Genomic DNA, 17,382 nt, shown 5'->3' with positions numbered 1-17,382 from the left:
TCAAAATTAAAAGATATGTCTGCGGAAAATCTTTAATATTATAAAAAGGTCAACTAAATGCTGCCATATGAAATTGATGTCACAACCCTGAAAGAATATCGTGAAGCCGGGCTGGATCATATTGTTCTGGATGTACGTGAACCAGCGGAAACCGCTTCGCATGCCTTTGACGGGGCATTGGAAATCCCGATGCACGAAATCCCACAGAACCTTGATAAAATCCCGGAAGATAAGACCGTTGTTGTCCTGTGCCACATTGGCGGACGTTCTATGCAAGTCACAGGTTTTCTGCGCCAGCAAGGCTATGAAAATGTGACCAACCTGCGTGGCGGCATTGATGCCTGGTCGCGTAGCTGATTATTCTGTTTGGGCATTCAGGGCGGTTTGAATAAAACCGTCCACGTCTTTTTCATTCGTGTTGAAAGACGTCACAAGGCGGATGACAGGGCAATGGGCGTCATGCCAACGATAGAAGGCATATCCGGCGCTTTCCAGTTTTTGTAAGATCAGTTCCGGCATGCTGATAAAAATTTCGTTGGCTTCGACCGGATAATAAAGTTCACACCCTGCGATACCTTCCAGACCTTTAACCAGTTTTTGAGCCATTGTATTGGCATGGGCGGCATTTTTCAGCCAAAGATCGTTTTCCAGATACGCATCCCATTGGGCGGCAATAAAACGCATTTTGGATTGTAATTGACCGGCGCGTTTGCGTTTATAACCAATCGATTTGCCAATTTTATCATTAAAGAAAACGACAGCCTCGGCATTCATAGTGCCGTTTTTGGTGGAACCGAAGCTGAGCACATCGACACCGGCTTTCCATGTCATGTCGGCAGGGCTGCACCCGAGTGTGTTCAGCGCATTGGCAAAACGCGCACCGTCCATATGTAAATAAAGGCCATATTCTTTAGCCACATGGCTGAGGTGATGAATTTCACCGGGGCCGTATACGGTTCCGGCTTCTGATGCTTGTGAAATACTAATGGCGGCAGGTTGGGTATGGTGAACCGCATCATCTGTTGCAGAAAGGGCAGCTTCGACTTCGCCTTGATGGAGTTTGCCGTTGGGGCCGGGCAGGGTGACAAGTTTCGCACCACTTGTATAAAATTCAGGTGCGCCGCATTCATCACAATTGATATGGGCATCCTTGTGACAATAAATACTGCCATAGGAGGGGGAAATCGCACCAAGGGCCAAGGCATTGGCGGCAGTTCCTGTTGTGACCAGATAAACAGAGGTTTCGCACTCAAAAAGATCGTTGAAACGTTGTTCGACCTTTTTCGTCAGCGCATCTGCACCATAGGGCATCGCCGTATCGACATTGGCTTTTGCGAGCGCATCGAGTATTTCTGGGGAGACACCTGCCGTATTATCGCTGCAAAAGTTCATTTTAGCCTCCATTAATGTACTCAGGCTTTTAGATTAACCTGAATGGGGATCTCTTCAAAGTCTTGTTTTGCCACAATAAAGCGGAAAGCCTTTATTTCTTTCAAAGTTAAAATAACCCAGATGAGTTCGGGTTCATAAACCATCGATTTATCGGTTTCAGATGGGTAAGGCGACCCGGTGGGGTGGGAATGATAAAGGCCGAGGACGTTACGTTCCCCCGTTTGTGCAATCAGGTCAAAACGAACCTTTGCATCAATTTCAAAAGTCTTGGTTTTATCCCCGGCACTGACGTTAGTGGCAGGATGAATATCACGAACCTGATCGTGTGCGCCACTGAGCAGGCCGCAACATTCCTCAGGATAGGCGTTGCGTGCCTGTTCAAACAGTTGGTCTATGTGATCCTGTGTGAAGATCATTCCGCAGGGGCGAGGGATAAACCGCCCAGCTTGGCCCCGCTGTTGATATCCAAAATCATCAAGCGGTTGATGCCTTGTTCATTGATCATACGCAAAACAAGACGTTGAGAATCCATATCTGTTTCTACGATTTTATAACCTTTGGGGATTTCTAGACGCATGTCCCCGAACGCTTTTGCAGGGGCTATGGCAGAAGGGGAAACCGTTGCTTGCGGGGTCGGTGTTGTGTCTTTTTTCTTGCCAACCAGTGGGACTTCAACCTCTTTTAAGGCTTGTTCCAGTTCCGGTGCTTCTTTGGCAAGGTCAAAAAATTTAAAATCAGGGTTGTCTGACTTCTGTATTAGGCCGTAAACCAAAGCAATCATACCGAGGATAATCAGAATTCCCATGCCGGCAACGGCAGAAACGAGTACAGTTCTCATAAATTTTAACTCTAGCTTTGGTGACAATGAGCGATACATTCACAGTAACAGCCCGCGATGAAGATCAAGGGATACGTTTGGATAAACTTCTATCCTTGGGGGATAGCGGCCTATCACGATCTCGACTGAAAGCCTTGATTGAAGGCGGGTCCGTTTTCTGTGCGGGGCAGACCATAACCGACCCATCGGTTCGGGTCAAACCCGGACAACAGTTTTCCATCGAAATTCCCGAAGCAGAGGACTACGAACCACAAGCGGAAAACATTGCGCTTGAGGTTGTCTATGAAGATGACGACCTGTTGGTGATTAATAAACCCGCAGGTATGGTGGTGCATCCGGCAGCTGGTAATTACACCGGAACCCTTGTAAATGCATTGCTTTATCATTGTGCGGGCAGCCTGTCTGGTATTGGCGGGGTGAAACGTCCTGGGATTGTTCATCGCCTTGATAAAGAGACCAGCGGACTGATGGTGGTTGCAAAAAATGATATCGCCCATGTCTCTTTATCAGAACAATTTGCCGCTCATTCCTTGGAACGGGCCTATCAAGCGGTTGTTTGGGGGGTGCCGAATCCAAAAGAAGGACGGATTGAAGGAAATATCGGGCGCAGTCCGCAAAACCGTAAAAAAATGGCAATGGTCAAGTCAGGGGGTAAGACGGCTGTGACCAATTACCGCTATATCAAAGCGGTTGGCACCTTTGCCTCGTTGGTTGAATGTCGTTTGGAAACGGGTAGAACGCACCAAATACGAGTACATATGTCAGAGAAAGGTCACACTGTTGTTGGCGATGCGTTATATGGGCGCACACCCTCGCGTGTGTTGCGGATGCTCAGTCACGAACAAAAGGCAGAATTCAGCCAGTTTACCCGTCATGCCTTACACGCATATATTATAGGGTTTTTGCATCCGCGAACAAATGAGCGGCTTCGATTTGAAAATAATTTACCTATTGAAATTAATAACTTATGTGAAATTCTCAAAAAAATATAAAAATGTTATATACCTGAGTATCTGAGTTAGGTACTATAAAGAGGAAGGGGATTTTAATTCTGAGGAGGGCATCCATGACGGATGGTTCTGCCGAACTGTCCGTGTAACCCATATCCGACAAGGGGGATGGCACATGGCGACAAATACCTTTGGACTTTCTTTTACACCCGAAAGTAATCTTTCGCGTTATCTGAGTGAAATTCGAAAATTCCCGATGCTGAGCGTCGAGGAAGAATATAGCCTTGCTGTAAGCTGGCAAGAGCGAGAAGATCACGAGGCCGCCCACAAGCTTGTAACCAGTCACCTACGCCTTGTTGCAAAAATTGCAATGGGCTATCGCGGCTATGGATTGCCGGTTGGTGAATTGATTTCAGAAGGCAACGTAGGCATGATGCAGGCCGTTAAACGGTTTGACCCCGAACGTGGTTTCCGTCTGGCGACCTATGCGATGTGGTGGATACGGGCCTCTATCCAAGAATATATTCTGCATTCATGGTCTTTGGTCAAAATGGGGACGACCGCAGCCCAGAAAAAACTGTTTTTCAATTTACGCAAATTGAAAGGCCAAATGCAGGCCATTGAAGAAGGCGATTTGCATCCCGAACATGTTGCGAAGATTTCCAAACAACTGGACGTGCCGGAAGATGAAGTTGTTCAAATGAACCGGCGTCTTGCAAGTTCGGACCATAGCCTGAATTCCCCCTTACGTATGGATGGGGAAGGCGAATGGATTGATTGGTTAGTGGACGAAAAAAGCAATCAGGAAAAAGAACTGGCACAAAAAGAAGAACTGGATAACCGCCGCTTTATGCTTGAAGCCGGTTTGAAAGTTTTAAATGAACGCGAACGTCATATCTTGCAAGAACGCCGATTGAAAGATCGCCCGACAACCTTGGAAGATCTGTCGCAGGAATATGGTGTTTCACGTGAACGTATCCGCCAAATCGAAGTGCGTGCTTTTGAAAAACTGCAAAAATCGATGAAAAATGCAATGATTGAACAACGCATGCATGAAAAAGAAATGCGTGAAAATTTCTAACCTGTCTTGCACTACAGAGCGATAAGAAAAAAGCAGCGGTATTAGCAGTCAAGCGTAAAAGTGGACCCGTCCCCTAAAACTGGAGAGCGCCTTCTGTTAAACTGAGATTTACAGGAGGAATAAATGAGTCTCAAAAAATCTGATGAATTTAGACGTGAAGCCGTTCATCTTGCTCTGACAAGCGGACTGTCACGCAATTTGAGATTTGAGTTAATTTTAAGATAGAATGAAGAGTGGCGCACCCGACAGGATTCGAACCTGTAACTTCCACCTTCGGAGGGTGGCGATCTATCCAGTTGATCTACGGGTGCCCATGTAATTTTTCGAGAACATACAAGACAGATGAAACCGGGTAAAGCCCGTAATGCATCTCGTTACGTCTTTTTTTATTTCCTAAAAGATTTAACTCCTATGATGTTTGTCCAGCGGGAACTTTATTCTCCGCCAGTGTAAAAGTTGTAAAATCCTTGAATATCCATCCGTTTTTCAAGGTATCGTAAATAATTTTCAGGAGCTTGCGGGCTGTGGCTATGATGGCTTTTCCGCTGTCTCGGCGTCCTTTTATGCGATGGTAGTAACTGTTGAGGTAACCGGAATAGCGAATGGTAATCAGAGAACATTGCACCAGTGCCGTCCTGACCAGCTTGTTGCCCCGTTTCGTAATTCGACCACGATGGTCTGTTTCGTTGGACTGACTAACCCGTGGAACGATACAAAAATAGGCAGCCAGTTTGTTCTCGTCTTCAAAATCATTCACATTCCCGATTGCAGACAAGAAAATGGCCGCCGTACGCGAACCGATCCCTTTGATACTCAGCAAACCTTCAAACCCGTCCAAAGAAGCCGCAAATCGTTCAATTTCGACATCCGCATCTTTAATCGCTTGTGTCAGGCTGAGGGCCTGATCGCGAACAAGGGTGATTTCAATGTGTTCGACTTTTGAGAACACATCCATATTTATACGTTCCAAAGAGCGTTTCGAGGTGAATTTCTCTTTCTTGATTTTGATGCCGTGACGATTGAATAAGGCATGAACTTTGTTCAACAGACGGGTGCGTTGCTTGACCAATAAATCCCGTGTTTGCGTCGCCGGGGATTAACCACAACGATGCGACCAACGCACGAGATGACCTCGTCGCGGAAATAGGCGGAATTGCCGGTTGCCTCAATCGCGAGTTCGTCGTCTGCCGACAGCCTGAGACAGAACCGTTCCAAATCGTTTGCACAAAGCTGGAAGGTTTCAAACTGTTCTGAACCATCTGTTTCCAGACGGCAAATGGTAAAAAAATTGGTATGAAGATCGACACCGATATAAGCCATTGCTATACTCCCTGTGTTGGGAAGCGGAAACCCCGAAAGGCTGTGAACGGCCAAACCAAACTCCTATACGAGGTCATCGGCACAAACCGAGCCTCACGATGGTCGTTCGGTGATAGGTGCGAGTTAATCTCCTCAACAGGGTCAATCGCCCTACGTGACATATCCACCCTGAAACCTATCCGCTTCTCCCGAAAACTATACAGCAACGAGATATTTGACCGCTCACAAGTCATTCATGCCATCTCCTTCCTTTGAAATCTTACTGAGCCTAGGCAACCCATCGGGCGAGGCAACTAGGTGATGGTGACTGTCTAATCATTTGGCACCGCCTTGAGTAATGTCGCCTTCAATTGTTCCAATGAATTTCAAAGGCTTAGTCAAAACGGGTTGAGCCTTTTGCTTTTTCCGCGATATAGGAAAAAGAGGAAAGGCCTCTCGGTTTTGAGAGAAACCTTCCCCTTTTCAACGGCTGGACACTTTATTTGATTTGATCGATCATATATTGCCCCAGAACGGAGTGATGCATGATCTTGGCAACGGGTAAGATGGTTTCTGCCGGACCCCAGGCAAAGACATTGACAGGAACCGCTGTATGAGTACCCGTGCCCCAAACGATGTTTTGTTGGGTGGCCTGTTCGCGCGCCAGTACGTTGCCCCGGTCATTATAGGGGAAGTAGGCGTCGAAATCGTGGATGGCGGGAACCTGTTTGGCTTTTAGATAGCCGTGGCCTTCTACATGGTACGGGTTTTCTTTATCCGTCAGGACGCGTGCGGCCTGTTGTTCGGTAATATCAAAATCGGAACTCTCATTGACCATTTTTGCAAATATGGCAGGTGTTTGGTCTTTTTTATCAAGTTTGCCGAACTTGGAAAACAGGGTGCCATAGCTCATATTCTGGTTATAAAGACTGTCCAGAATATCAAAGCTGCCGAAATTGAAGTTTGGCTTGTAGTCGTGGTTTTCAAATGCTTTGCTCGGACGTTTCTGTGCCTTGGGCAGGTTGGCAGAAGAATAGCTGAAACCAAAGGAACCTGTTTCATGGTCAGCAGTGATGATCACCAAGGTATCATCGCGGCCCTTCGCCCAGTCATGGACGCTGGCAACGGCTTCGTCGAATTTAACCATTTCATTGAGCATGGTGCCCGCATCGTTGGAATGACCGGCCCAATCAATCTGGCCGCCTTCGACCATCAGGAAGAAACCGTCTTTGTCTTTTTCCAGAACGCTCAGGGCTTTTTGTGTCATTTCAGCCAAGGTCGGTTGTGTGCGTTTGGCGTTATTTTTTGTCTGACGGTATTCAATACCATCGGCCATACCGGAATAAGCAAACAACCCGAGAACTTTATCCCCTTTTGACTGAGCCAATTGGTCTTTGTTAAAGGCGAGGCTATAGCCTGCTTTTTGTGCTTCCTGCAACAGGTTGCGTTCGTCTTTGCGTTTGGATTTCAGTTTGACGGAACCACCTGTCAATTCCACCAGTTGATTGTAAACGTCGCCCTTGTCATTGGTGGATTTCGGGATGAAATGGCGGATACCGCCGGATAACATGACATCCACATTTGTATGTAACATATCAACGGCAATGTCGTTTTCCAGTGAACGATGCGGCTGATGGGCGGCAAAGGCGGCGGGTGTCGCATGTGTGAGACGCGTATCGGAAATGATCCCGGTTGCCTTGCCCAGACGTTTGGCTTTTTCCAGAATGGTTTCAACATGGTTGCCGTCTGCATCAATGCCGATAACTTCTGCACCGGTGTATATCCCGGTTGCCAGTTGCGTGGCGGAACAGGCGGAATCGACAACGATCGCATCTGTCGGGTTGGTCAGAGACGACCCGATGACACCTTCTTCGGCGACTTTATAAATAGCGGTGTTTTTCCCTTTATAGATGGAATTCGGGGCATATTGGGCATAGGTTTCCAAAAGCCCGACCTGTTGTGGCCCCATGCCATCACCGATCATCAGGATAACATTTTTAATGTTGGCAGCCTGTGCCATTGTCGGCAAGGAAACTGCAAAAGTGGCCGCAATAAGGGCACGTTTAAAGGTTTTCATTTTATCCTCTGTCTGGATTTAAATTAGAAAATTAGAAACAGAGGTGAAGGCTAGCATGAGCTGTATGACAGGATTGTGATGCTTATGTGGTTTTTTATCAAGTTATAGAAAACCGTGTAAGCCCGCGATTTTTATTACAAAAGGGAAGGTGAGGTCTCTACAACGATGCTATGGCCAAAGCGTTCAGGTCTTCTATGGCAGTCTGTAAACGCCTTTTGACATCGTGTAATTGTGGTAAAGGGGTGATGCGATCCTCGTCCATATAAAGGGCGCGGTTGAGTTCGATTTGCAAAACATGGATATGGCGGGCAGGCTCGCCGTAATGCTGTGTGGTAAATCCACCGGCGTAGGGGCGGTTTCGTTTCACGCTGAAGCCTTGTGTTTCCAACAGGTGCTGTGTGCGTTCTGTAATCCAGCTGTCACAGGAGGTACCAAAACGGTCCCCTAAAATGATATCGGCCTCAATGCGTTGAAAGTCCCCGTTCGGTGTGGGGGAACCGGATGGCATGGAATGACAGTCAATCAATAAACAGGTGCCAAACCGCTCCCGCGTTTCTTCGATCAGGCGGCGCAAGGCGGCATGATAGGGGTGGTACAGGCGTTTGATACGTTCATCAATTACGGGGAAATGCAATTTGTTGCGATAGATATCGGCCCCGTTCGTCACGATTTTGGCGATGGTGCCCAAACCGACCTGTGCGCGTGGTGAGTCGGTATTGACGAATGATGGCAGGGGAGAATCGAACATATCGGGGTCCAGTTCATATGGTTCCCGATTGACATCTATATAGGCGCGCGGATAGACGGCCTTCAGCAAGGGGCTGCCGAATTTGGTGCAGACTTGGTAGATTTCGTCAATAAAAGCATCTTCGGAACGGCGCAACGCGGTCGGGTTCAAAAGAGATGATTCGATGAAATCCTGAGGGTAATAACAGCCGCTATGAGGTGAAGCATAGACGACAGGGGCGGTCTGTTTTTTGGGATGCAGAATGGTAAAGGATGCTTTGGCCCCTGTTGTCTCGTCTAAACGATCATATGCTTCTGTTGTGGAAGCGCCCATGATTTCCGCCATTTCCTTACGATTCTATGATATCTCTATTGTTTGAGTACCGCGTCCAGAAAAACGGTGCAAGTAAGAATAATAAAACAAAAACTATAAAAAAACGAAAAAAAGGGGTTGCTTTGTACGGTTTGTCGGATTAAAAGCGCTCTCGCTTCCGGGGTAATCCTTCAGTTGCCGTATCGGGAGCGAGTAAAACATGGGTCGTTAGCTCAGTTGGTTAGAGTGCTGCCTTGACATGGCAGAGGTCACAAGTTCAAATCTTGTACGACCCACCATTTTTTTCGATCTGGAGATTGTTGTTGTTGACTCAACGCAGTGATCTCCGTATGTTCCCGGCTCCGCTCATCCAGAGGAGATGGGCAAAGCGTTTGAGGATACGAGATTATGAAAGTTCGCAACTCTTTAAAATCCGCTAAGCTGCGTGAAAAAGGCTGCCGTGTCGTGCGCCGCCGTGGCCGCGTATATGTTATTAATAAAAAGAACCCGCGTTTTAAGGCTCGTCAGGGCTGATTTAACACGGTCTTTTAATTAAGACGTTTCGACAAAAAGCCGCACCCGGTTGGGATGCGGCTTTTTGTCGTTCAAGCTATGATCAGACTTGCGCAAATCTAAACGGGGTCGTACCCTGATACAGAGAAATGCGGAAAAAGTTATATAAACCTATGAGCTTGAAGAAAAAAATAGCAGGCAGTTCTATTGTTCGGTTTCTGGCGCAAAATACGCCTTTGATGCATGGGATTGCAAAAAAACTTGTCCCTGCCACCACAGGCGTTGAAGCCGTGGAAGTGGCGGCAAAGTTGCGTGATATGGGGTATCATGTGTGTTTGCATCATCTGGGTAAAGCGTCGAAGGATATTGAGGTTATTCAGGAAAATGTTTCCACGGTGATTGAAACGTTGGAAATTTTGGATGAAGAACGTCTGGAAGTCTGTTTCAGTTTGATGCCGTCTGAAATGGGTTATCTGAAATCAGGAAAAAGCGGTGAGGTCCATTGTCGGCAAGTAGCCCAAGTGTTTGGCAAAAGAATTGCGGTGCGCGATGTTGAGGACCGTCAAGGGTATGGGGATGGTCACGGTGTGGGGGAACGCAATATGCTTATCCTGCATGCCGCAGAACGCATTCAGATGCAGCGTTTGCTGGCGTTATATGGTGGTATAAGCCGATCTGACGTTCCTGTCTGTGTGACCATTCCGGCAGGCTTGATGCGCAGTATTAACGATGTGAAGGCGATCATTTCCCAAGGGGGCAATATTCGCCTGTCCATGCATCCTTTTAAAGTGCACGATGCGAATTCTCTGGAATATGAAGATTTGATTCTGGATAATTATATGAAATTGGCGCGTATCTTGTTGTCCGAAGATGCGATGATCCAGCAAGTGACTCCGGTTTTTGCTCTGGAAGATAATCAGGTGGCCGAACAGATTATGATGATAGCCAATCTGGAAGGTTGGAGCGCAGATAGCTTCGAGTTTGAAATCCCTTACGGGGTGAACAATACGCTTAAACGCAAATTGCGTGATGATGGGTATAAGGTGCGTGTGCTGGTTCCTTACGGCAAGGAATGGTGGCCTTATTTTAGGAAGCGCAGCGAGAGCTGAGACGCAAAAAAGGGCACAAGTCAAAGACTGTGCCCTTTGTTTTTTAGTCTGGGTACAGGCTATTCCATACCCAATGCGCGTTTATAAAGATCCAGAATCTCTTCTTGTTCCGTGCGATCATGGTCTTCCATTTTGCGCAGGCGGACAAGTTGACGCATAATTTTAACGTCGAATCCTGTTCCTTTGGCTTCTGCATAAACATCCTTGATATCGGCGGCGAGGGCCGCTTTTTCTTCTTCAAGGCGTTCGATCCGTTCAATGAAAGAGCGCAGGTGATCGCCTGCAATTCCGCCGACTTCAGCCATAATTTGATCCCTTGTTGGTCTGTGTAATAAATCTGTTGAGGCGAAGATAAACAGCTCGCTTGCGACATGCAAGTTTGTTCGACATATACGAAAGGATAAAAAAAATCGCTATTCGGGCTGTGAACCGACCTCTTTCGCTTGCGTCAGGCTTGGATTTTGTGCAATCAATCAAACGAGATAAGGAAAACAAAACGGGGTTGAAGTCCAGTGGCTCGTTATCATCTTGAACGCCTTTCCGTCATGTTGGTGGAAGACAATGCATTTGTGCGCGATACAATGGCGAATCTATTGCGCTCATTTGAAATTCGCAAGCTCGTCACCTGTGAAAACGGGGTGCAGGCGATTGACTTTCTGAAGTCGGCAGGGGGACCAAACAATCCGGGTGGTGTGGACCTGATTATTTCCGATTTAATCATGTCACCGGCAAACGGTTTGTTGTTGTTGCGCTGGGTACGTGCTGCAAAAGAATCGCCCAATCGGTTTATGCCTTTTATTATGATGAGTGGGGCGGCTGATAACGATTATGTCAATGCGGCCCGGGATATGGGCGTGTCGGAATTTCTCGCCAAGCCTTTTTCCGTAGATAGTGTTTATAAGCGCTTGATGGAGTTGATCGACTTTCCGCGCCAGTTTGTCACAACACATAACTATCATGGACCGGATCGTCGTCGCCGTAATGAACCCGCACCCAATAATGTGGAGCGGCGCGAAACCACGGATGACGATATTACAATCGTTTATTCCGGTGAAAAGAAAAAAGGTAAAACGGATTCCGGTGTCTGGTATTTCCGTCTTCCCAACCGTTTGAAAGATAAAGTTGGTGGGATGGGGATGAAAGGTGGCGGTTCCCTGCCACAAGATCTGCTGGATCAGGCCGAACAGGAATTGGAACGGTCTTCCGCAAGCTTCCATGATTGGGCACTGGAATATCTGTCTCAATTATCCAACCTTTGTACCGAGGCCCTTCTGGCACCGGGGGCACGGGGGGACCATTTCCATAAAATTAACCTGCTTGCCCACGAATTGCGGGGACAAGGCGGGACCTTTGGCTATCCGCTGATTTCAATTTTCGGCAAGATGCTCTACGAATGTACGGTGGAAGGCTGTAAGGAAACGGATGCGGCCGTTGAAGTGGTCAAAGCCCATATTGATGCCATGCGTGCTGTTTTACGTGAAAAAATCATGGGTGATGGCGGTGTCTTGGGCCGTGAATTGTTGCAAGGTTTACAGTTAGCGGTCAAAGAGAAAACCGGACAAATCCTGAAAGTGGATGATCAGAATCAAGGCTGGTAAACAATATTTTAATTGATTGAAAAGAGTCGGAGGTTTCTCCGGCCTCAGGTTATTGACAAAGCCCCTAAATTGTCATCCCCGACTCTGATCGGGGATCCATCTTTGTCCAATGAGTGATATCTAATCTATTGATTTAACTGGGTCCCGCATCAAGTGCGGGAAGACGGTTTATTTATTAAAAACACTTTGTCAGCAATCTGAGGTCGGAAGTTTCTCCGGCCTTTTTTTACTCATCACTCAAATTTTGATTGTGAAAAAAGGCAGGGTTGACAGTAGGATATTAATTAAGGATAAATTATATCCGTAATTAATATTTAAAAGGATCCCCCCTATGTCTAATCGACTGAATCATTTTGAAACCTCTCCGGCAATTTTGGAAAAGATGGCGGCGTTTTCTATGGCAACCAAGCAGGAAACCTCCATTGATCAAACTTTGCTGCATCTCGTGGATATTCGCGTTTCCATGTTAAACGGCTGCGCGTTTTGTCTGGATATGCATGTTAAGCAAGCCAAAATTCAGGGTGAGCGCGAATTGCGTTTATATCATTTGAGTACATGGCGAGAGTCAGGGCTGTTTACGGAGCGCGAACGTGCCGCCTTGGCGTGGGCGGAAGAAGTAACCCGATTACCGGACGAGGGTATTTCTGACAGCCTTTATGGCGAAGCACGCAAACATTTTTCAGAGAAAGAATTATGTGATCTGAACTTTGCGGTTATGGCGATCAATAGCTGGAATCGCTTGGCTGTCCCCTTCCAAGCTGCGCCGGGGTCAGCGGACGAGGCATTCGGTTTGACAAAGGCCGGTTTGGTTTAACGCATTCTATGGAATGGACGATCCCCAACGAAATGGGGATCGTCTTTCTTTTGCATTGAATATTAGGTACAAGGAAGGAGTCTTTGATCGGAAACGGGAAAACAGCAATGATTTTAAAGAATCAAGTGGAATGGGCGTTACATTGTTGTGCAGTCATTGCCGTCTTACCGGAAGGTAAACGCATTTCCACTAAAGCGTTGTCCGAGTTCCACGGTGTGCCGAAAGAATATTTGTCCAAGGCCCTTCAAGCGGTTTCGCAAGCTGGTTTGGTCGAAGGCACGCTTGGTCCAAAAGGGGGATATCGGCTGGCTCGCCCCGCCCAAGAAATCAGTTTTCTGGATATTGTCGAAGCTGTGGAAGGTCAGCGTAATACGTTTAACTGTACTGAGATCAGAGGGAATAACCCCTGTCTTGAAGACAAAAGCCAGCCCGCCAAACCTTGTGCGATTGCACGGGTCATGTGGGAGGCAGATGAAGCGTGGCGCGATAAATTGCGAAAGGTCAGCTTGATGGATTTACAACAGACCTTGCTGCGCGATATCCCCCGTGAAGAGCTGGAAAAAAGTGCGAAATGGCTCCTGTCACAGTAAGCCGTTTTTATAATCCACGCACGGTTTCGGTTTTTAACCAATGGGCAACGGCCCGGCAGGCTTCCAGATCATCTGCACCGTCTTCCTTGGCTTGGTTAAAGACTTTTATCTGGCGATGTGAACTGGTGCCCCGTGTCAGAATATCGCGCAAACTATGCAATTCTTCTGTGCAATTGAGGGCTTCGGCATCGTCTTTGAGCATTTCTATCAATTCTTCCAAAAGATCTTTGAAATCAACCAAAGTCCCTTTACCAAAATCCACCAGCCCTTCATCCAATCCGTAGCGCTGGGCCCGCCAGCGATTTTCATCGATTAACATTGTACGATAGGTGCGCCAGCGTTGGTTATTGCGGCGCAGGCGATAGAGCATGCGCAACAGGCATTGGAAAAGACAGGCAATAGCAATGGCATCATCCAATGTGGTGCAAACATCGGTGATGCGCATTTCCAGTGTGGGGAATTTTACGGCCGGGCGTACGTCCCACCACAGCATGGTTGCATCCTTGATTATCCCAACGTTGATCAGCGCATCGACATGTTTTTGATATTCACTGTAACTGTCAAACAGTTCCGGCAATCCTGTGCGCGGCAGTTCGTCAAACACGCTGAGACGATAACATTTTAAACCCGTATCATGGCCCCGCCACATGGGGGATGAGGTGCTGAGACACAAAAGATGCGGCAGGAAATAAGATACCTGATTCATCAGGTCGATGCGCAAATCATCATCATCGATCCCCACATGGACATGCATGCCGGAAATAATTAAACGGCGCACGACCGCCTGCATATCTTGGGCAAAGGTGTGGTAACGTTCGGCGTCCGTATGGGTTTGTTCCCCCCATTCCGCATGGGGATGGGTTGAGGCTGCAATGGGGGCGACACCAAATTTTTGTCCGATATCGGCAACACTTTGACGAAGCCATGCCAATTGGGCGCGGGCTTCTTTGACATCTTTGCAGACACGCGTGCCGACTTCGACTTGGGATTGCAGGAATTCAGGTCGCACCAGATCTTTTAAGTCTGTTTGCAAAGCGGCCATGAGATCATCCAGTGACCGGGTCGCAAGATTACCTGTCTCACAATCGACCATCAGATATTCTTCTTCTATGCCAATGGTCCAGCTGGGTTCACGAACGGACATCAGTTGCCTCAGTAATGTTTAACGTTGAAAATGGAACGATCTTTAAAAATTTCCAAGAGGGCGTTACTTAAGATATCGCCCCATTCCTGTTGTTTCTTGGGTGTGTCGATTAAATCCTGTCGCAATTCGATGGCACAGTAAGGCAAGCCGGGGGCCGCGCCGTGTAAATCGATGGAATAGGCATCTTCCCAACCGGAATAAGGGACATTGTCCCCGACAATCAAGCCTGTTTCGCGGCTTAGAATTTCAATCAACGGACTGGCAAGGCGGGGATCGCGTTTCCAAAGAATGGCGATATGCCACGGGCGCTCTTCTGCGCGTGACATTAATTCCGGGGTGAAGCTGTGAATGGAAAACAAGGCAGGCGGTGTGCCTTTTCGCCACAGATGGGCACCCGTTTCGGTAATGGCATGGTGATAGGGCCAGAAGACGGCTTCGCTGCGCTCGACTTGTTGGCTTTCGCTCAGGCAATGGTTGGCAGGCACCGTGATCCCATCACTGATTTCCGGGATGGAGGACGGGTCACCGGGTTGGCGGTTACAATCGATCACAAGACGGGAATAGTTACAAAGCACAGCCGGTGCATTTAGTTTTTCAGACATCGCACGTGTGACACCGGCCGCACCGATATCAAGGGCAATGTGGTAACTCAGTTCTTTTTCACTTAGTCCCATATTATCCAGCTTTTCAGGAATACGGTTGCTGGCATGATCGCAGATCAGCAACAAGGGCGTATCACTATCCTGATTGAGGATTTCATAAGGGCTCGGATCGTGCGCGCCGAGAAGCGGCTCGAAGGTAATGTCATTTTCGTTCTTCATTTTTCCAACTATACAGGACAGTGCTGTAAACTCATAAATATTGTTCGGTGAATTGACTGTTCTTTTGCTTTCTGCGCGAAAGTCGGTATATATAGGGCCTATGGGGAATAGATAAAGGAGAAAGTCATGGAGGAGAAATCGAATTCAGGTAGTGCAAAGGCAAAAAGCGGCCTGCTGTCCGATCGTGTTGCTGCCCGTATTATGGCTATGATTGCCGATGGTGATTTGTCTCCGGGGGAACGCTTGCCGGGGGAACGACAACTTGCTGAAAAAATGGGGGTTAGTCGGGTATCGGTGCGTGCGGCCTTGCAAAGTTTGAAAGCACAAGGTTTTCTGGAAGCCGTACAAGGTGGCGGGACGCGCATTCTGGCTGCTGCGGGTGATATGTCATCACCGTTGGGTGAACTGGCAAAAGTAAAAGAACAAAACCTGCATGATCTGGCTGAAATTCGCGCCTTATTGGAAGTCTGGGCTGCGCGGCGTGCTGCGGAACGGGCAACGGATGATCAGATTGCCGATTTAAGCAATGCCTTGGAAAAACAGCGCCAGCAAAAAGGTTCTGCCGCCCCAAAAGACAAAGCTTCGCAGGAGTTTAATTTCCATTATATGTTGGCGCGTGCGTCCGGCAGTGCGGTTTATATGCATATCATGGATGTCATCCGCGATATCATTGCCTCCAGTCTTGAATTTCACCAATATGACCTGTTTCAGGAACCGGCAGAGGATGGTTTGGCCCTTGCCCAGCATAAAGATGTGTTGGAAGCCATTAAATCACGCGATGGTTTGGCAGCCAAAGTGGCGATGCGGTCGCATTTGAGTTGGGTACTCGATTCCTATGAGAATGAGCGCGAACGCTTGAATTCCGAGGTCAGTAAAATCGATCAATAACGCATTCAGAACGTTGAAAAAAGAGGCTTTATGCGAGAGCCTCTTTTTTTAGGCTTGATTATTGTTGCGGTGCAACATATATTTATGCGGTGCAGCAATGGACAATAGAGCCATCATAAAAGAAAGCTGTCGTACACCAAGGGGAGTTTCGAAATCTGACTGTTTTACAGGAGGGTTAAACATGGCGAAACTCATGTTTACGGACGAAGAACTGGCCTTGTTTCAAGCCCGGTTTGAACAAAATAAAAACTGGTTACAGTGGGTGCGTGTCACCAATCGTGACGGTTTGGATATCTTAAGCCTCGACATTGGCGGTCAGGATAAGAAAACAGTGCGTATGACCAAAAAAGAAGGTCAGGGCTATCTTGCCAAATGTGTGGATGAATGGGGCCTTGCGGTCGCCAGCGATTTCGAAAGCCTGCTCGACAGCGTGGACGAAGGTAAAAACGCGCATTGAAATGAAAACACCCCGATCATGGATCAGGGTGTCCTCGCAATCTTATAAAATAAAAGCCTTTATGCTTCGTAACGAACCACTTCACCTTGTTTGTCACAGGTGGGAAGGGCAAGTTCGACGAACAGGTCTGTCAGGACTTCCGGTGATTTCAGGCTGTCCGGGTTTTCGCCGGGGTAGGCTTGCGCGCGCATGCGGGTGCGGGTGGCACCGGGATCAATCAGGTTGGCTTTGATATTGGTTTTATTAAGCTCCATAGACCAGGTCTGTACCATATTTTCAAGCGCAGCCTTGGAAACGGCATAAGCCGCCCAATAGGCCCGTGGCGCTTTGGTTGTGCCGCTGGACAGGAAGATGGCGCGCCCGGCATCGGATTGTTTCAATAAGGGTTCCATAGAACGAATGAGACGGAAATTCGCCGTCACATTGGTATCCATAACCTCGTTCCACATTTTGACTTTCAAATGGGACATAGGCGTGAGGTCACCTAAAAAGCCTGCATTGCCGACCAAAATGTCGATTTTGCCAAAACGATCATAAAGGGCTTGGCCCATCTGGTCGATTTTATCAAAGTCGCGCAGGTTCATGGGAACCAATGTCGCTTTTCCGCCCAAGGCCTGAATTTCATCATCGACTTCTTCCAAGGCGGCAATGGTGCGGGCAATCAAAATCACATGCGCCCCTTCAGCCGCATATCGCAAGGCAACGGCGCGACCAATGCCGCGCGATGCCCCGGTGATAACCGCAATGCGGCCTTCTAATGCTTTTGCCATTG

19 protein-coding genes, 2 tRNA genes and 1 pseudogene are annotated in these 17,382 nt (G+C 47.8%); 11 read left to right on the top strand and 11 right to left on the bottom strand.

The features are described 5' to 3' along the window. Positions 1 to 57: 57 nt before the first annotated feature. Positions 58 to 357: a rhodanese-like domain-containing protein gene (locus tag IEW74_RS04860; RefSeq protein ID WP_188662221.1), complete on the top strand. Its 300-nt coding sequence runs from the start codon at positions 58 to 60 to the stop codon at positions 355 to 357. Here the strand turns inward: IEW74_RS04860 and IEW74_RS04855 are convergent, their stop codons facing one another. The 3 genes from IEW74_RS04855 to IEW74_RS04845 are packed head-to-tail and all read right to left on the bottom strand — an operon-like array spanning position 358 to position 2,230. Then, the gene (locus IEW74_RS04855) at positions 358 to 1,392 is read right to left on the bottom strand and encodes a threonine aldolase family protein (protein ID WP_188662219.1); all 1,035 of its coding nucleotides are present in this window, start codon (positions 1,390 to 1,392) and stop codon (positions 358 to 360) included. Positions 1,393 to 1,412: 20 nt separating this feature from the next. Continuing rightward, positions 1,413 to 1,808, bottom strand: coding sequence for a M67 family metallopeptidase (locus tag IEW74_RS04850; protein WP_188662217.1), 396 nt, complete (start codon positions 1,806 to 1,808; stop codon positions 1,413 to 1,415). Then, positions 1,805 to 2,230, bottom strand: a complete 426-nt coding sequence (locus IEW74_RS04845) for a hypothetical protein (RefSeq protein ID WP_188662215.1) — start codon at positions 2,228 to 2,230, stop codon at positions 1,805 to 1,807. The genes IEW74_RS04850 and IEW74_RS04845 overlap by 4 nt, the downstream gene beginning before the upstream one ends. Positions 2,231 to 2,256: 26 nt before the next feature. Here IEW74_RS04845 and IEW74_RS04840 point away from each other — a divergent pair, with 26 nt between their 5' ends. Together IEW74_RS04840 and rpoH are read left to right on the top strand one after the other, a co-directional pair. Beyond that, complete coding sequence (locus IEW74_RS04840) at positions 2,257 to 3,222, top strand: RluA family pseudouridine synthase (protein WP_188662213.1); 966 nt, start codon at positions 2,257 to 2,259, stop codon at positions 3,220 to 3,222. 133 nt (positions 3,223 to 3,355) lie between these two features. Then, positions 3,356 to 4,261 carry an RNA polymerase sigma factor RpoH gene (gene rpoH / locus IEW74_RS04835; protein WP_188662211.1) on the top strand — a complete coding sequence of 302 codons (906 nt, stop codon included), beginning with the start codon at positions 3,356 to 3,358 and terminating at the stop codon, positions 4,259 to 4,261. A 234-nt stretch (positions 4,262 to 4,495) separates the two neighbouring features. Here rpoH and IEW74_RS04830 read toward each other — a convergent pair. The 4 genes and pseudogenes from IEW74_RS04830 to IEW74_RS04815 all read right to left on the bottom strand — a co-directional run bounded on the left by IEW74_RS04830 (position 4,496) and on the right by IEW74_RS04815 (position 8,697). After that, positions 4,496 to 4,572: transfer RNA gene (locus tag IEW74_RS04830), tRNA-Arg, on the bottom strand. A 98-nt stretch (positions 4,573 to 4,670) separates the two neighbouring features. Then, a pseudogene (locus IEW74_RS04825) lies at positions 4,671 to 5,581 on the bottom strand (IS110 family transposase). Positions 5,582 to 6,059: 478 nt separating this feature from the next. Further along, positions 6,060 to 7,637, bottom strand: a complete 1,578-nt coding sequence (locus IEW74_RS04820; protein WP_188662209.1) for an alkaline phosphatase — start codon at positions 7,635 to 7,637, stop codon at positions 6,060 to 6,062. Between the two features lie 157 nt (positions 7,638 to 7,794). Continuing rightward, positions 7,795 to 8,697 (bottom strand): N-formylglutamate amidohydrolase, encoded by a 903-nt coding sequence (locus tag IEW74_RS04815; protein WP_188662207.1) that lies wholly within the window; start codon positions 8,695 to 8,697, stop codon positions 7,795 to 7,797. 201 nt (positions 8,698 to 8,898) lie between these two features. Between IEW74_RS04815 and IEW74_RS04810 the strand changes: the two genes are divergently transcribed. From IEW74_RS04810 to IEW74_RS04800, 3 genes are all read left to right on the top strand, one after another. After that, a tRNA-Val gene (locus IEW74_RS04810) sits at positions 8,899 to 8,975 on the top strand. A gap of 109 nt (positions 8,976 to 9,084) precedes the next feature. Continuing rightward, entirely contained in the window at positions 9,085 to 9,210 is a 126-nt protein-coding gene (gene ykgO / locus IEW74_RS04805) for a type B 50S ribosomal protein L36 (protein ID WP_069189558.1), read from the top strand. Between the two features lie 152 nt (positions 9,211 to 9,362). Beyond that, a complete protein-coding gene (locus IEW74_RS04800) occupies positions 9,363 to 10,298 on the top strand; it encodes a proline dehydrogenase family protein (protein ID WP_188662205.1) in 936 nt (311 codons plus the stop codon). Positions 10,299 to 10,357: 59 nt separating this feature from the next. Here the strand turns inward: IEW74_RS04800 and IEW74_RS04795 are convergent, their stop codons facing one another. Next, positions 10,358 to 10,603 carry a DUF2312 domain-containing protein gene (locus tag IEW74_RS04795; RefSeq protein WP_188662202.1) on the bottom strand — a complete coding sequence of 82 codons (246 nt, stop codon included), beginning with the start codon at positions 10,601 to 10,603 and terminating at the stop codon, positions 10,358 to 10,360. Between the two features lie 207 nt (positions 10,604 to 10,810). Between IEW74_RS04795 and IEW74_RS04790 the strand changes: the two genes are divergently transcribed. From IEW74_RS04790 to IEW74_RS04780, 3 genes are all read left to right on the top strand, one after another. Continuing rightward, positions 10,811 to 11,896: a response regulator gene (locus tag IEW74_RS04790; RefSeq protein ID WP_188662200.1), complete on the top strand. Its 1,086-nt coding sequence runs from the start codon at positions 10,811 to 10,813 to the stop codon at positions 11,894 to 11,896. A gap of 331 nt (positions 11,897 to 12,227) precedes the next feature. After that, positions 12,228 to 12,710 carry a carboxymuconolactone decarboxylase family protein gene (locus IEW74_RS04785; RefSeq protein WP_188662198.1) on the top strand — a complete coding sequence of 161 codons (483 nt, stop codon included), beginning with the start codon at positions 12,228 to 12,230 and terminating at the stop codon, positions 12,708 to 12,710. A gap of 107 nt (positions 12,711 to 12,817) precedes the next feature. Continuing rightward, the gene (locus IEW74_RS04780) at positions 12,818 to 13,300 is read left to right on the top strand and encodes an RrF2 family transcriptional regulator (RefSeq protein ID WP_188662196.1); all 483 of its coding nucleotides are present in this window, start codon (positions 12,818 to 12,820) and stop codon (positions 13,298 to 13,300) included. A gap of 7 nt (positions 13,301 to 13,307) precedes the next feature. Here IEW74_RS04780 and IEW74_RS04775 read toward each other — a convergent pair whose 3' ends face one another. Both IEW74_RS04775 and IEW74_RS04770 read right to left on the bottom strand, forming a co-directional pair. Next, positions 13,308 to 14,444 carry a carboxylate-amine ligase gene (locus tag IEW74_RS04775; RefSeq protein WP_188662194.1) on the bottom strand — a complete coding sequence of 379 codons (1,137 nt, stop codon included), beginning with the start codon at positions 14,442 to 14,444 and terminating at the stop codon, positions 13,308 to 13,310. 8 nt (positions 14,445 to 14,452) lie between these two features. Beyond that, on the bottom strand, positions 14,453 to 15,265 hold the full coding sequence (locus tag IEW74_RS04770; protein WP_188662190.1) for an N-formylglutamate amidohydrolase: 813 nt from the start codon (positions 15,263 to 15,265) through the stop codon (positions 14,453 to 14,455). 126 nt (positions 15,266 to 15,391) lie between these two features. Between IEW74_RS04770 and IEW74_RS04765 the strand changes: the two genes are divergently transcribed. Continuing rightward, positions 15,392 to 16,153: a FadR/GntR family transcriptional regulator gene (locus tag IEW74_RS04765; RefSeq protein WP_188662188.1), complete on the top strand. Its 762-nt coding sequence runs from the start codon at positions 15,392 to 15,394 to the stop codon at positions 16,151 to 16,153. Between the two features lie 181 nt (positions 16,154 to 16,334). After that, entirely contained in the window at positions 16,335 to 16,610 is a 276-nt protein-coding gene (locus IEW74_RS04760; RefSeq protein WP_188662186.1) for a hypothetical protein, read from the top strand. A gap of 59 nt (positions 16,611 to 16,669) precedes the next feature. On the opposite strand, the gene IEW74_RS04755 is transcribed toward IEW74_RS04760, so the two are convergent. Beyond that, positions 16,670 to 17,380 (bottom strand): SDR family NAD(P)-dependent oxidoreductase, encoded by a 711-nt coding sequence (locus IEW74_RS04755; RefSeq protein ID WP_188662184.1) that lies wholly within the window; start codon positions 17,378 to 17,380, stop codon positions 16,670 to 16,672. Between the last annotated feature and the right edge of the window lie 2 nt (positions 17,381 to 17,382).

Origin of the sequence: Terasakiella brassicae, from assembly GCF_014641495.1 — a bacterium.
Lineage (GTDB): Bacteria > Pseudomonadota > Alphaproteobacteria > Rhodospirillales > Terasakiellaceae > Terasakiella > Terasakiella brassicae.
This window is presented reverse-complemented; position numbering and strand designations above follow the sequence as displayed.

Coding starts and splice junctions, on each gene's coding strand:
- IEW74_RS04785 (WP_188662198.1), top strand. CDS start 12,228: ATGTCTAATCGACTGAATCATTTTGAAACCTCTCCGGCAATTTTGGAA.
- IEW74_RS04770 (WP_188662190.1), bottom strand. CDS start 15,265: ATGAAGAACGAAAATGACATTACCTTCGAGCCGCTTCTCGGCGCGCAC.
- IEW74_RS04800 (WP_188662205.1), top strand. CDS start 9,363: ATGAGCTTGAAGAAAAAAATAGCAGGCAGTTCTATTGTTCGGTTTCTG.
- IEW74_RS04780 (WP_188662196.1), top strand. CDS start 12,818: ATGATTTTAAAGAATCAAGTGGAATGGGCGTTACATTGTTGTGCAGTC.
- ykgO (WP_069189558.1), top strand. CDS start 9,085: ATGAAAGTTCGCAACTCTTTAAAATCCGCTAAGCTGCGTGAAAAAGGC.
- IEW74_RS04845 (WP_188662215.1), bottom strand. CDS start 2,230: ATGAGAACTGTACTCGTTTCTGCCGTTGCCGGCATGGGAATTCTGATT.
- IEW74_RS04815 (WP_188662207.1), bottom strand. CDS start 8,697: ATGGGCGCTTCCACAACAGAAGCATATGATCGTTTAGACGAGACAACA.
- IEW74_RS04755 (WP_188662184.1), bottom strand. CDS start 17,380: ATGGCAAAAGCATTAGAAGGCCGCATTGCGGTTATCACCGGGGCATCG.
- IEW74_RS04850 (WP_188662217.1), bottom strand. CDS start 1,808: ATGATCTTCACACAGGATCACATAGACCAACTGTTTGAACAGGCACGC.
- IEW74_RS04775 (WP_188662194.1), bottom strand. CDS start 14,444: ATGTCCGTTCGTGAACCCAGCTGGACCATTGGCATAGAAGAAGAATAT.
- IEW74_RS04840 (WP_188662213.1), top strand. CDS start 2,257: ATGAGCGATACATTCACAGTAACAGCCCGCGATGAAGATCAAGGGATA.
- IEW74_RS04795 (WP_188662202.1), bottom strand. CDS start 10,603: ATGGCTGAAGTCGGCGGAATTGCAGGCGATCACCTGCGCTCTTTCATT.
- IEW74_RS04820 (WP_188662209.1), bottom strand. CDS start 7,637: ATGAAAACCTTTAAACGTGCCCTTATTGCGGCCACTTTTGCAGTTTCC.
- IEW74_RS04765 (WP_188662188.1), top strand. CDS start 15,392: ATGGAGGAGAAATCGAATTCAGGTAGTGCAAAGGCAAAAAGCGGCCTG.
- rpoH (WP_188662211.1), top strand. CDS start 3,356: ATGGCGACAAATACCTTTGGACTTTCTTTTACACCCGAAAGTAATCTT.
- IEW74_RS04760 (WP_188662186.1), top strand. CDS start 16,335: ATGGCGAAACTCATGTTTACGGACGAAGAACTGGCCTTGTTTCAAGCC.
- IEW74_RS04855 (WP_188662219.1), bottom strand. CDS start 1,392: ATGAACTTTTGCAGCGATAATACGGCAGGTGTCTCCCCAGAAATACTC.
- IEW74_RS04860 (WP_188662221.1), top strand. CDS start 58: ATGCTGCCATATGAAATTGATGTCACAACCCTGAAAGAATATCGTGAA.